The sequence below is a fragment of the Bradyrhizobium sp. U87765 SZCCT0048 genome (assembly GCF_018131225.1).
Taxonomy (GTDB): Bacteria; Pseudomonadota; Alphaproteobacteria; order Rhizobiales; family Xanthobacteraceae; genus Bradyrhizobium_A.
Map to the genome: position 1 here is coordinate 2,874,096 of NZ_JAFCMM010000001.1, position 10,938 is coordinate 2,885,033.

At 65.4% G+C, this 10,938-nt stretch carries 12 protein-coding genes; 4 read left to right on the forward strand and 8 right to left on the reverse strand.

Annotated elements, in window-relative coordinates; all coding sequences use genetic code 11:
* Positions 1-67: 67 nt before the first annotated feature.
* The 7 genes from JQ639_RS12735 to JQ639_RS12765 form a co-directional block, all read right to left on the reverse strand.
* Positions 68-988 carry a metal ABC transporter substrate-binding protein gene (locus JQ639_RS12735; RefSeq protein WP_211966442.1) on the reverse strand — a complete coding sequence of 307 codons (921 nt, stop codon included), beginning with the start codon at positions 986-988 and terminating at the stop codon, positions 68-70.
* A gap of 2 nt (positions 989-990) precedes the next feature.
* Positions 991-1,857 carry a metal ABC transporter permease gene (locus JQ639_RS12740; RefSeq protein WP_371745071.1) on the reverse strand — a complete coding sequence of 289 codons (867 nt, stop codon included), beginning with the start codon at positions 1,855-1,857 and terminating at the stop codon, positions 991-993.
* A gap of 5 nt (positions 1,858-1,862) precedes the next feature.
* Complete coding sequence (gene aztA, locus JQ639_RS12745) at positions 1,863-2,615, reverse strand: zinc ABC transporter ATP-binding protein AztA (RefSeq protein ID WP_211966607.1); 753 nt, start codon at positions 2,613-2,615, stop codon at positions 1,863-1,865.
* Positions 2,616-2,617: 2 nt separating this feature from the next.
* Positions 2,618-2,827, reverse strand: a complete 210-nt coding sequence (locus JQ639_RS12750; protein ID WP_349644764.1) for a hypothetical protein — start codon at positions 2,825-2,827, stop codon at positions 2,618-2,620.
* Positions 2,828-3,026: 199 nt separating this feature from the next.
* The gene (crcB, locus tag JQ639_RS12755; RefSeq protein WP_211966444.1) at positions 3,027-3,401 is read right to left on the reverse strand and encodes a fluoride efflux transporter CrcB; all 375 of its coding nucleotides are present in this window, start codon (positions 3,399-3,401) and stop codon (positions 3,027-3,029) included.
* A 127-nt stretch (positions 3,402-3,528) separates the two neighbouring features.
* Positions 3,529-4,128: a superoxide dismutase gene (locus JQ639_RS12760; protein ID WP_211966445.1), complete on the reverse strand. Its 600-nt coding sequence runs from the start codon at positions 4,126-4,128 to the stop codon at positions 3,529-3,531.
* Between the two features lie 294 nt (positions 4,129-4,422).
* Positions 4,423-5,220 carry an alpha/beta fold hydrolase gene (locus tag JQ639_RS12765; protein ID WP_211966446.1) on the reverse strand — a complete coding sequence of 266 codons (798 nt, stop codon included), beginning with the start codon at positions 5,218-5,220 and terminating at the stop codon, positions 4,423-4,425.
* 302 nt (positions 5,221-5,522) lie between these two features.
* Here JQ639_RS12765 and JQ639_RS12770 point away from each other — a divergent pair, with 302 nt between their 5' ends.
* The 3 genes from JQ639_RS12770 (at position 5,523) to JQ639_RS12780 (ending at position 8,775) form a co-directional block, all read left to right on the forward strand.
* Positions 5,523-6,425: a LysR family transcriptional regulator gene (locus JQ639_RS12770; protein ID WP_211966447.1), complete on the forward strand. Its 903-nt coding sequence runs from the start codon at positions 5,523-5,525 to the stop codon at positions 6,423-6,425.
* Between the two features lie 163 nt (positions 6,426-6,588).
* Positions 6,589-7,116 (forward strand): GNAT family N-acetyltransferase, encoded by a 528-nt coding sequence (locus JQ639_RS12775; RefSeq protein WP_211966448.1) that lies wholly within the window; start codon positions 6,589-6,591, stop codon positions 7,114-7,116.
* A 231-nt stretch (positions 7,117-7,347) separates the two neighbouring features.
* On the forward strand, positions 7,348-8,775 hold the full coding sequence (locus tag JQ639_RS12780) for an MATE family efflux transporter (RefSeq protein ID WP_211966449.1): 1,428 nt from the start codon (positions 7,348-7,350) through the stop codon (positions 8,773-8,775).
* 89 nt (positions 8,776-8,864) lie between these two features.
* On the opposite strand, the gene JQ639_RS12785 is transcribed toward JQ639_RS12780, so the two are convergent.
* A complete protein-coding gene (locus tag JQ639_RS12785; RefSeq protein WP_211966450.1) occupies positions 8,865-10,004 on the reverse strand; it encodes a DUF3095 domain-containing protein in 1,140 nt (379 codons plus the stop codon).
* Between the two features lie 423 nt (positions 10,005-10,427).
* On the opposite strand from JQ639_RS12785, the gene JQ639_RS12790 reads away from it, so the two are divergent.
* Entirely contained in the window at positions 10,428-10,898 is a 471-nt protein-coding gene (locus JQ639_RS12790) for a DUF2147 domain-containing protein (protein ID WP_211966451.1), read from the forward strand.
* Positions 10,899-10,938 lie beyond the last annotated feature (40 nt).

Here is a 10,938-nt window from a genome sequence, read left to right on the forward strand (position 1 = left end):
GCTGCGGGACAGGCCCGGGGCCGCCCCAACCCGCGACCGCTATCTCATTGTTCGGAAAAGAATTTCTTCACCGATTGCGGGGCGACCCCTGGCCCGACAGCGCGCTGGTCAGGGCCTTTATATTGTGCCTGACCATGGCAATGTAAGTGGGGGCTTCGCCCTTTTCACCGGTCAGGGAATCCGAGTACAGCGTGCCGCCGATCCGCGCCCCGGTCTCGGTGGCGATCTGGCGCATCAGCCGCGGATCGGTGATGTTCTCCAGGAAGACGGCGGGAATGGCGTCGGCCTTGATCTGCCGGACAATGGCCGCGAGGTCGCGGGCGCTGACTTCGGATTCGGTCGAGACGCCTTGCGGCGCGATGAAGGTGATGCCGTAGGCCGCAGCGAAATAGCCGAAGGCATCATGGGTCGAAATCACCCGGCGGCGATCAGCCGGAATGCTGTCCACTGCGGCGCGTACGTCGCGGTCGAGCTTGTCGAGTTCGGCGAGATAGGCCTGCGCATTGCCGCGATAGATCTCCGCCGATGGCGGATCGGCCGCGATCAGGGCATCGCGGATATTGGCGACGTAGATCTTCGCATTCGACACCGATTGCCAGGCATGGGGATCGAAGGCGTGGCCATGGTCGTCTCCGGCCGGCGGCTTGCGCGTGACGATGCCCTTGGTGGCGGTGACGATGATGGCGCGGTCGCCCGATGATTTCACCAGCCGCGGCAGCCAGCCCTCGAGGCCGAGGCCATTGACGATGACGAGCTTGGCCTCGGAGACGCGCTTGGCGTCCTCGGGCGTCGGCGTATAGACGTGGGTATCGCTGTCGGGACCGACCAGTGCGGTGACATTGACGCGATCGCCACCGACGTTGCGGGCGAAGTCCGCCAGAATCGAGAAAGTCGCGACGACATTGAGGCGCGGTGCCTCCTCCGCATCGGCGTGCGTCACGGCAAGCGCGGCGAACGCGAGAGCGAAAATAACGGAGCGGCGGCGCATGATCAGGCCTCAAGATGGGGAGCGGGGAACAGCTGCCGCACCACGCCGCCGGCGCGGCCAAGCAGCAGCGACACCAGATAGAGCACGGCGGCGACCAGGATGATGGCGGGGCCGGACGGCACCTTGCTGTGGAACGAGAGCACGAGGCCGGCATACCCCGACAGCATCGCAGCCCCGACCGCGATCGCCATCATTGCGGTGATGTCGCGCGACCAGAACCGCGCGATGCCCGCCGGCAGCACCATCAGGCCGACCGCGAGCAGCGTCCCGAGCGCCTGGAAGCCGTTGACGAGATTGACGACGACAAGCGCCATGAAGGCGAGATGCGCCGGTGCGCCGGCGCGGCTGACGGTGCGCAGGAACAACGGATCGACACACTCGATCACCAGCGGCCGCCAGATCACCGCCAGCACCAGCAGCGTCAGCGTGGCGTTGAACGCGATCACCATCAGCGTCTGGTCGTCCATCGCCAGCACGTTGCCGAACAGCACGTGCAGCAGATCGATATTGGTGCCGCGGATCGAGACGATGGTGACGCCGAGCGCGAGCGACACGAGGTAGAACGCGGCGAGCGAGGCATCTTCCTTCAACTCCGTGACACGCGCCACCACGCCGGCAAGGATGGCGACGGTGAAGCCCGCGATCAGGCCGCCGAAGGTCATGGCGAACAGGTTGAGGCCCGACAGCAGGAAACCGACGGCGGCGCCCGGCAGAATGGCATGCGCCATGGCGTCACCGACGAGGCTCATCCGCCGTAGCATCAGGAACACGCCGATCGGCGCGCCGCCGAGCGACAGTGCGACGACGCCGGCGAGGGCACGGCGCATGAATTCGAATTCCGTGAACGGGGCGATCAACAGATCAATCATCGACATCAAGCCGCCCGCGGCGGCGTCTCCATGCAGGCGCCGGCGCGCTCGTCGAACGCCTCGCACATCCGCCGCGCCTGGCGCATGTTCTCGTCGGTGAGCACCTGCTCGGTCGGCCCCCAGGCGACGCCGGAGCGCGCCAGCAGCAGCGTCTCGGGGAAGCTGGCCTTCACCAGATCGAGGTCGTGCAGCGCCGCGAGCACCGTGCGCTGTTCGCGGTGCCATTGCCGCACCAGTTCGAGCAGGTCGATGGCGGTGCGCGCATCGACCGCGTTGAATGGCTCGTCGAGCACGATCAGGCGCGCGTCCTGAAGCAGCACGCGGGCGAACAGCATGCGCTGGGTCTGCCCACCGGACAGCGTGCCGATGGGGCGGCTTTCGAAACCGTTGAGCCCGACCGCGGTGATGGCGGCACCGATGCGGGCGCGATCGCTCCGGCCGAAGCCGCCGAACGGCCCGCGGGCCCGCCACAGGCCCATGCCGACGAGGTCGAACACCGAAATCGGAAAGCTGCGGTCGATTTCCGCGATCTGGGGCAGATAGGCGATCTCGCGCGGCCGCAGCCCGCCGCGGGCGATCGTGCCAGACAGCGGCTTCAGCAGCCCGACGATGCCGCGGAACAGCGTCGACTTGCCGGCGCCATTGGGACCGACCACCGCGACCAGGGCGCCCGGCGCCACGGCCCCGCTGAGGTGATGGACGGCGGGATGGCGATCATAGCCGAGGGTGAGATCGCGGAATTCGAGCTGGGGCGCCATGGTCATCTCATTGCCAGCCATACGGCCGTCCATAGCACCGCGCTGGCGATGACGGCGATGCCGAGCCGCACCAGCACCCCGATCCGCAACAGCGACCAGGGCGCCTCCTGGGGCGGATGGGCGTGCTCGGCGTGGTGATGGGCATGATCGTGCCCCGCCCCCGGGGGGCGACCATGGTCATGGGAATGAAGCTGCGTCTGAGACAAAGCCACGGGCAACTCGAAGGTAAACGAACGGAACTATAAATGTTATATTATAACATTCACGGTGCGGGCAACCCCATGCGGCGCAGGGCTGCCCCGCCACCCAATCCACCGCCCGCCACCGCCCAAGCGCCACCGTCCCAAGCCACCGCCTGAGTCCCGGGCTGACGCGAGCCCGCACGTCGGAGCGAGCGCCCTCCAGCCGCGTTCAGCCGAGGTGGCGCACCAGCGCCATACCGGCCACCAGACCGGCGATGGCGAGCACCACCGATCCGGCTACATAGAACGCGGCAAGGCCGATCTCACCCCGCTCGTAGAGCAGCATGCTGTCAAGCGAGAACGCGGAAAAGGTGGTGTAGCCGCCGAGGACGCCCGTCATCAGGAACAGGCGCCAGGGCTGCGCGGCCTGACCGCGAAACGCGAGGTAGCCGGCGATCAGACCCATGACGATCGAGCCGGAGATGTTGATGAGGAAGGTGCCGTAGGGGAAGCCGGTGCCGAACCAGCGCGCGCAGAGCATGTTGATCGCATGGCGCAGCGTGGCGCCGAGCCCGCCGCCGACGAACACCAGAAGATAACTCATGATCTCTCCGCCCGTTGCGCGGGGATCGCCGGCGCGCCCCGTCGCAGTCTCGCCGGCAAGACGAGCCGCGCTCAAGCAAAAAGGCGGCCCACCGGGCCGCCTTTCGCGTCTGAAGCATCCAGGAGGTTCAGCTCGCCTTGCTGAACTGCTCCTCGACGTATTCCCAGTTGATGAGGTTTTCGACGAACGCCTTCAGATAGTCCGGACGACGGTTGCGATAGTCGATGTAGTAGGAGTGCTCCCACACGTCGACGCCCAGGATCGGGGTCGCACCGTGCACCAGCGGGCTCTCGCCGTTGGCGGTCTTGGAGATCTCGAGCTTGCCGTTCTTGACCGAGAGCCAGGCCCAGCCGGAGCCGAACTGACCGACGCCCGCCGCAATGAAGTCGTCCTTGAACTTGGCATAGCCGCCGAGATCGGAATCGATCTGCTTCTGCAGCTTGCCCGGCAGCTTATCGCCGCCGCCATTCGGCTTCAGCCAATGCCAGAAGTGCAGGTGGTTGTAGTGCTGGCCGGCGTTGTTGAAGAGCGGCGCGTTCTTGCCGAACGATCCCTTCACGATCTCTTCGAGCGACTTGTTCTCGAATTCGGTGCCCTTCAGCAGGTTGTTGCCGTTGGTAACGTAGGCCTGGTGATGCTTGTCGTGATGATATTCCAGCGTTTCCTTGGACATATAGGGCTGGAGCGCATCGTAAGCGTAAGGCAGTTCGGGGAGTTTGAAGGTCATGGGAATGTCCGCTGATCAGGGGAGACAGTCTTTCAACACGGAACCGATATAGAAGTTTCCGCCGAAAGTGAATATGGGGCGCGACGACGGGTCGCCACCGGCCCCGCCTAGCTCAGCCCCCGGCGCGGCAAATCGACGGGATTAGTGCTGGCAGGACGGCCCATGCCCGCGGCCCATCCTCTCTCGACGCCGGATTGGAGAATTTACGCCCCTCGCAGCCGCACGATATCACACCTCCGAAGGCGAACCGTCGGATGTCGCCTTGGTCGCCTCCCTCGCCCCTTGTGCCCGACCTCAGGCCACACCGAGAAACCGCGTCACCGCGTTCATGAATTCTGCCGGCCGTTCGACATTCAGCATGTGCACGCCAGGAAGCAGCGTCAGCGTGGCGCCGGGGATGGTGGCGGCGATCGCTTCACTGTGGCTTGCCAGGGTCACCTTGTCGTCTTTCCCGCCGATCACCAGCGTCGGCGCCGAAATGAGCGCAATGGTGCGGCGCAGATCGCTGTCGCGCACGGCCGCATAGCACCCCGCAAGGCCATGTGGTGAAGTGGCCAGGACCATGGCGCGAAACCTGTCGACGATCTCGTTCGGTCCGGCCAGCATCGCGGCTGGAAACCAGTTGCGCATGAACATGTCAGCAGCGTCCGACATGTCGGTGGCCGCGAGAACCGTGCGAATCTGCTCGTCGAAATACGACGCGGGTCCAAGATGAGACGCCGTATTGGAGAGGACGAGGCGCTCGATCCGATCTGGCGCATGGATTCCCAGCCATTGCCCGACCCAGCCCCCCAGTGACAGGCCGCAGAAATGGACACGCGCGATCTGAAGATAATCGAGCAGTTCGACGACGTCGCGCCCCAATCGGTCGACCGAATAGGCCCCCACCGGAACGGCCGATCCACCATGACCGCGATAGTCATAGCGCAGCACGCGGAACGTCTCCGACAGCCGCGCAACCTGCCCGTCCCACATGTGCAGCGACGTGGCGATGGAGTTCGCCAGCGCCAGAACGGGCCGGCCCTCCGCGCCGTCCAGCCTGTAGGCGATCCGGCAACCATCGCCGGTCGTGAAATGGCTCAGATCGGTCATCAGATTCTCACTTTTGATGGGGGTGGAAGTTGCACGCCTCGGCGGCGCGGTTGCGGCCGATGGCCGACTATCGGCCCGGGCTGCGGCCCCAGGCACCAGAACCAAGGCGGCTGCGCCGAGCGTCAGCGCATCGCGACGCGACACGAAATGGGCCATGAGGATCTCTTGCGGGGAGGGAGTTGAGGCTGTTGCAGCCGCGCAGCAGAAGCCCGTCCTCCGTGCCGCATGGGCAGCACAACTAGACCTCGTCACGGTCGAATAAAATTACTATGTTCGAGATATCTTTGTAGGATTTTTCGACAATGCAGAGCCTCAAACTGCACGATCTCCGGTGCTTCGCCGCCGTGGCGACCCAGGGCAGCTTCCAGGCGGCAGCCGCGGCCCTGAACCGATCGCACCCTTCCGTCTTCGCTGCGGTCGCACGCCTCGAACAACTCCTGGACCTGACCCTGCTCGACCGCAGCGCCTATCGTGTCAGTCTGACGGACGCAGGCCGCATGTTCCTCACCCGTGCACAACTGGCGCTGCGGGAGTTCGACCATCTGCGGACCTATGCGGACCAGTTGGCCAGCGGCGAGGAGACGGTGCTGCGCGTCGTCATCGGCGATCTGTGCCCGCGCCCGCGTCTCCTCGGCCTCCTCAGCCGCTTCTTTGCCGAACAGCGCCGGACACGGCTGCACCTGGAGTACGAAGCGGTTGGTGGTCCGCTCGAGCGGTTGATGGAAAGCGAAGCGGACATCATCTTCCACCACGCAGATCCATCCAATCCTCGCCTCGAGCGAATCGATCTTTGCCAGGTGGCCTTTGTGCCGGTGGTGGCTCCCGGATTTCTGACGTTCGAGCATGGGCCTGACATCACGCCGGAAGAGATGCGTCCCTTTACCCAGGCCGTGATCCGCGACACCGCGCGGCGCCCGTCGTCAGAGGGCTATTTCCTCGTCGACGGTGCGCATCTGTGTTCGGCGCCGGACCATCAGATGAAGAAAGAACTGATTTCGCACGGACTGGCCTGGGGCCATCTGCCGGCCTGGCTCATCAGGGATGAACTCCGGGACGGACGGCTGATCTCGATCATCAACCCCCATCTGCCTGGCCGGGAGGAGACCGCAGCTGCGGTGCGCCGGCGCGACCGCCCCCACGGGCCGGTTGCCGAGGCACTCTGGCGTCATATCGAAGCCGCCGCCATGTCCGGCGGCGATTGGTGAAACCGCCTCGTCTCGCATGGTGATCGGGCTGCCCTTCGACAACACGCCTGCAACAACACCGCGCACGATCGCCTCTCGACCTTTGCGCACCAGAGGTTCATTGTCGTCGGGAATCTCCACACCATTCGCAGCGAAAAGCTGCGGTCTGCGCAAGAGTGGCTCCATGAGCATCGACATCGAGATTTTGAACGGCAACGCCGCGTGGCCGGCGGCCGAACCACTCCTGAACGCAGTCTGGCCGTCCGAGATCAAGGCAACACGTCCCTGGGGAGAGGTCACGTTCGCACACGCTGATTTTCGCGTGCTGGTGGAGGCGGACGACGCCGGATTGGTCTGCCACGTCGGTCTCTACCGGCGTCATGCTACGTTCAACGGACGCGCGGCCCATGTCGGCGGCATTGGCGGCGTCGCCACCCGTGCCGATCACCGCCGTCGGGGCCTTGCGACCATCGCGCTCAATGCGGCGATCCAGACATTCAGACACGAAGGATCATTGGGCTTTGCCCTGCTGTTTTGCGAAGCCGCGACAGTCCCCTTCTATCAGGCGCGCGGCTGGCACCTCTTCGAAGGTGAGATCCTCGCCGAGCAGCCGGCCGGCCATGGCCGCTTCGATGTGCTGGTGCCGATGGTGTTCGATCTCGTGCAGAAGCCGCGCAAGGGCGTGATCGATCTCCGCGGTCTGCCGTGGTGATCCGCATGGCGCGCGCGACACGCATGGCCACGCGTATCATCGCATAGCTCATATCTTCTGCCGCATGCCCGTGGACGCGAAGGGCAGTGCTGCATGCCTTGCACACGCGGCCGCCAACCTGTTCAAATGCAGGGAAATCAACGGCTCTGCTCGAGCCCTTCCCGTCACGCGTTCGGCCGGAGCGCGCGACGTCCGCGAAGCGGAATACGAGCGACGCTTCGGGGAAACGCCATGACGGATCTGGGAGTCGCCGAGCTCCAGGCGATCGAGACGCCTGTGCTCGCGGCACACCGCATATCCGATCCGCTGCTCGACGGCCCGATCCTGCCGACGTTGCTGCGGCTGGCCGCGCCGAATGTCGTCGCACTCACCGTCGGCGTCTGCGTCGCCATTGCCGAGACGTCCTATGTCGGCCGTCTCGGCATCGAACCGCTTGCCGCGATGGCGCTGGTGTTTCCCTTCGTCATCCTGACCATGACCATGTCGGGCGGCGCGATGGGCGGCGGCGTCGCCTCGGCAATCGCGCGCGCGCTCGGCGCCGGCGACACGGAACGCGCGACGCTGCTCGCGCTCCACGCCATCCTGATCGGGGTGTGCCTTGGGCTGATCTTCACCGCAGGGATGCTGGCATTCGGGCCATACCTGCTCCAGTTGCTTGGCGGCCACGGGCGCGTGTTGACCGAGGCCGTCGGCTACATCGAAATCTTTTTCGGCGGCGCTGTCATTCCCTGGCTGATGAACACCCTGACGTCGATCCTTCGCGGCACGGGTAACATGCGCCTGCCGTCGGCGCTGATCCTGCTGTCGGCCACGATCCAGATCACGCTGGGCGGTGCGCTGGGCCTTGGATACGGACCGATTCCGCAGCTCGGTATGCGCGGGGTCGCCTGCGGCACGCTCATCGCCTTCGCCACCGGCCTCTCGATCAGCTTCTGGTATCTCCTGAGCGGCCGCGGCAGGCTCGACCTGCGCAGCGCGCCACTGCGATTTCGCGCCGAAATGTTCTTCGACATCCTGAAGGTCGGCGCGGTCGCATGCTTCTCGCCGCTGCAATCGGTGCTTGCGATCACCATCTTCACGCACATGCTGGCCCGCTTCGGCACCGAGGTGCTGGCCGGCTATGGCATCGGAGCGCGGCTGGAATTCATGCTGACCTCGATCGCATTCGCGGTCGGCGTCGCTTCGGTGCCGATGGTCGGCATGGCAATCGGCGCCGGGCGGATCGCGCGGGCGCGACGGGTGGCCTGGACAGGCGGAACGATCTCGTTCATCGCCGTGGCCGTCGCTGGCATGACCATTGCCGCGTTTCCGTGGCTGTGGGTGAGCCTGTTCACCGAGGACCCTGGCGTGCGGGCAGCGAGCTATCACTATCTGGAGATCGCCGCGCCGCTCTATGCCTTCATCGGCCTCAACATCTCGCTGTATTTCTCGTCCCAGGGCGCCGCGCGCATTCTCGGCCCGGTGCTGGCGCAGACGGCCCGTCTTGCGTTCATCACGGCCGGAAGCCTGTGGCTCGTATCGACCGATGCAACGGTGACGGCCTTCTTCGTTCTCGCGGCCTGCTCGATGGCCCTGCTCGGCCTGTCCTGCGCCGCCTCGGTCAAATTGACCTCCTGGGGCAACGAGCCGCCTGCCGATGCGGAGAGCACTCGCTCTTGATGGAAGCGCGAACAGGCTCCGGATTTTGCCTTAACGCGCTTTTTTTTTGCACGCGAGCCGGTGCCCACTTCGCTCGAAGATATGCGAGCCTAGCCCGCCGCCTTCAGCGCGCTCGCCGCGGATGCATAGCCGCCGCGCGCACCGTCGATGAAATGCACGTGGTTGCCGCGGGTCGGCGATTGCGTAAAGCAGGTCATCATCGCGGCATCCTGGCGATGCAATCCATAGCGAATGACGCCTGTGGCCGCGGCAGCTGCCAGACGGCGCGCCAACTCCTGTTCGAGCTCCGGCGTGCAGTCCAGGACCATGCGCAGCGCATCGTCGTATTTGCGAAAGTCCGAATTGGCGACCACCTGCTCGACATAGGTCTTGGGCGCAAAGCCGCCGACCTTGATGCCGAAGCGCAGGATCAGAAAGGCGAACAACGTATAGCCCAACAGCGACAATCGCCGCAGCGCCAGCGGCCCGCCGTGCGCCGCACGGGCTTCGTAGTCGAGGCCTTCGGGCGGCCAGTTCAGCGGCGGCCCTCCGGGAGGCACCGGACGGCCGGCATCGGGACTGCCATCGACCAATGCGACAACATCCTCGATGACTCTGCGGAAGGCCGCTGGCTCGGCCTCCCGCCCCGGCACCACCAGTACCGAGAGAATCAGGCCGCGCGCCGCCGGAATCTCGGCGAATCGGCACGACAGGCCGGTCAGATCCGGCAGGACGCCTGCCGACGCGGGCGGCAAAGCGTACTCGCCGCGCTTCATCGCCGTATCGACCCAGCCGAGCCCGCCACCGGAAAACATCGCATAGGACACATCCGGCGAGGCTGCGTAGCGCGCCACCCGCACGTCCCGGCCGTTCGCCCGGATTTCGCTGACCGGCACCATCGCCGTCCGCATGACGAGATCGAGGTCGGCCTTGACCCAGGAGGCGGTCGCGGCCAGCGCTGCGCCAGCCCGCCCGGCGTGCTCCGGCGCGACCGCAAAGCAGGCGCCATCGCCGCCGAACACGAACGGAAATTCGAGGTCCGGCAAGGCGTTGGTCACCGCGGCAATGACAGCGGCCCCCGCCATGTTGACCGCCTTGTAGCGCGCGGCAGCGATCGCCCTGGTCGAATCGACGATATCGGCCGAACCGATGACCCAGTCATCGGGCAGCGCGACATACAGCGCGGGATCCATGAGACTGCGAAAATGGTGGAAGACCGGCACCTGCTGATAGAAGGCCATTTCCTCCATGCGCCTGTCTCCTCAAAACCCGTTGTTCGCAATCACGATTTTCGAATATGTCGCCGGCAAAAGCCACTGTGGCCACAACGCTGCAATCGATTAACGGCGCGTCTCATGCCGGTTTTATCGCCTTGAAAAGACCACGCGCGATATGTTTCTTGGGGTGTCTGCAGCCTGATCCTCGGGATTGCCGTCATGCCCCATGAAGCCGGGCACAACTTTGCATTGTCACGACCTCAATTGTCCCCACCAGGGCCTTCCACGTCATGCTCCCGCAAGCTATTTGATCGAGGTTCGGTCGCGGCCCGATCGTCTGGTCCTCGTCCTTATGTCTCCGCCCTGAAATCTGGAGTTAGTCCAGGACCCCGCCCCGGCCCCTGAGCGAACCACGTGCCCCTGTCGGCCCCTTACCCCCATCGAACGGCTCCCCTGATGAGAATCGACGTCCGCCTCGCCCTCCGCCCCGCACTTTCCCTGCTTGCTCTCGTCACGCTGCTGTTCGCAGCGTTTGCCCCGGCTCATGCCGCGCCCGACAGCGGTCCGAACGGTTTCTGGCTGACCCAGGCTGGCGACGCCAAGGTGCAGGTGAGCCGCTGCGGCGGCGGCATCTGCGGCAAGGTGGTGTGGCTGCGCGACCCGATCGACAATACCACCGGCAAGCCGCAGGCGGACAACAAGAATCCCGATCCCTCGCTGCGCAATCGGCCGATCATCGGCGTTCAGCTGTTTCTCGACATGCAGCAGTCCGGGCCCAACAGCTGGAGCGGCCGAATCTACAACGCAGATGACGGCCAGAGCTATGCCAGCACCGTGACCCAGGTCGACGCGGGTCGCCTCGAGGTCCGTGGCTGCGTGGGCGCGCTCTGCGGCACCGAAATGTGGACTCGCACCAGCGGCCGCTGAGCGGTCGTGCGGAACGGCGCCGCTCGACGCGTCGCCGTTC

What these genes read in the sequence shown, in the direction of transcription:
- JQ639_RS12735 (WP_211966442.1), bottom strand. Translation starts at nt 988, where the DNA reads ATGCGCCGCCGCTCCGTTATTTTCGCTCTCGCGTTCGCCGCGCTTGCC.
- JQ639_RS12740 (WP_371745071.1), bottom strand. Translation starts at nt 1,857, where the DNA reads ATGATTGATCTGTTGATCGCCCCGTTCACGGAATTCGAATTCATGCGC.
- aztA (WP_211966607.1), bottom strand. Translation starts at nt 2,615, where the DNA reads ATGGCGCCCCAGCTCGAATTCCGCGATCTCACCCTCGGCTATGATCGC.
- crcB (WP_211966444.1), bottom strand. Translation starts at nt 3,401, where the DNA reads ATGAGTTATCTTCTGGTGTTCGTCGGCGGCGGGCTCGGCGCCACGCTG.
- JQ639_RS12760 (WP_211966445.1), bottom strand. Translation starts at nt 4,128, where the DNA reads ATGACCTTCAAACTCCCCGAACTGCCTTACGCTTACGATGCGCTCCAG.
- JQ639_RS12765 (WP_211966446.1), bottom strand. Translation starts at nt 5,220, where the DNA reads ATGACCGATCTGAGCCATTTCACGACCGGCGATGGTTGCCGGATCGCC.
- JQ639_RS12770 (WP_211966447.1), top strand. Translation starts at nt 5,523, where the DNA reads ATGCAGAGCCTCAAACTGCACGATCTCCGGTGCTTCGCCGCCGTGGCG.
- JQ639_RS12775 (WP_211966448.1), top strand. Translation starts at nt 6,589, where the DNA reads ATGAGCATCGACATCGAGATTTTGAACGGCAACGCCGCGTGGCCGGCG.
- JQ639_RS12780 (WP_211966449.1), top strand. Translation starts at nt 7,348, where the DNA reads ATGACGGATCTGGGAGTCGCCGAGCTCCAGGCGATCGAGACGCCTGTG.
- JQ639_RS12785 (WP_211966450.1), bottom strand. Translation starts at nt 10,004, where the DNA reads ATGGAGGAAATGGCCTTCTATCAGCAGGTGCCGGTCTTCCACCATTTT.
- JQ639_RS12790 (WP_211966451.1), top strand. Translation starts at nt 10,428, where the DNA reads ATGAGAATCGACGTCCGCCTCGCCCTCCGCCCCGCACTTTCCCTGCTT.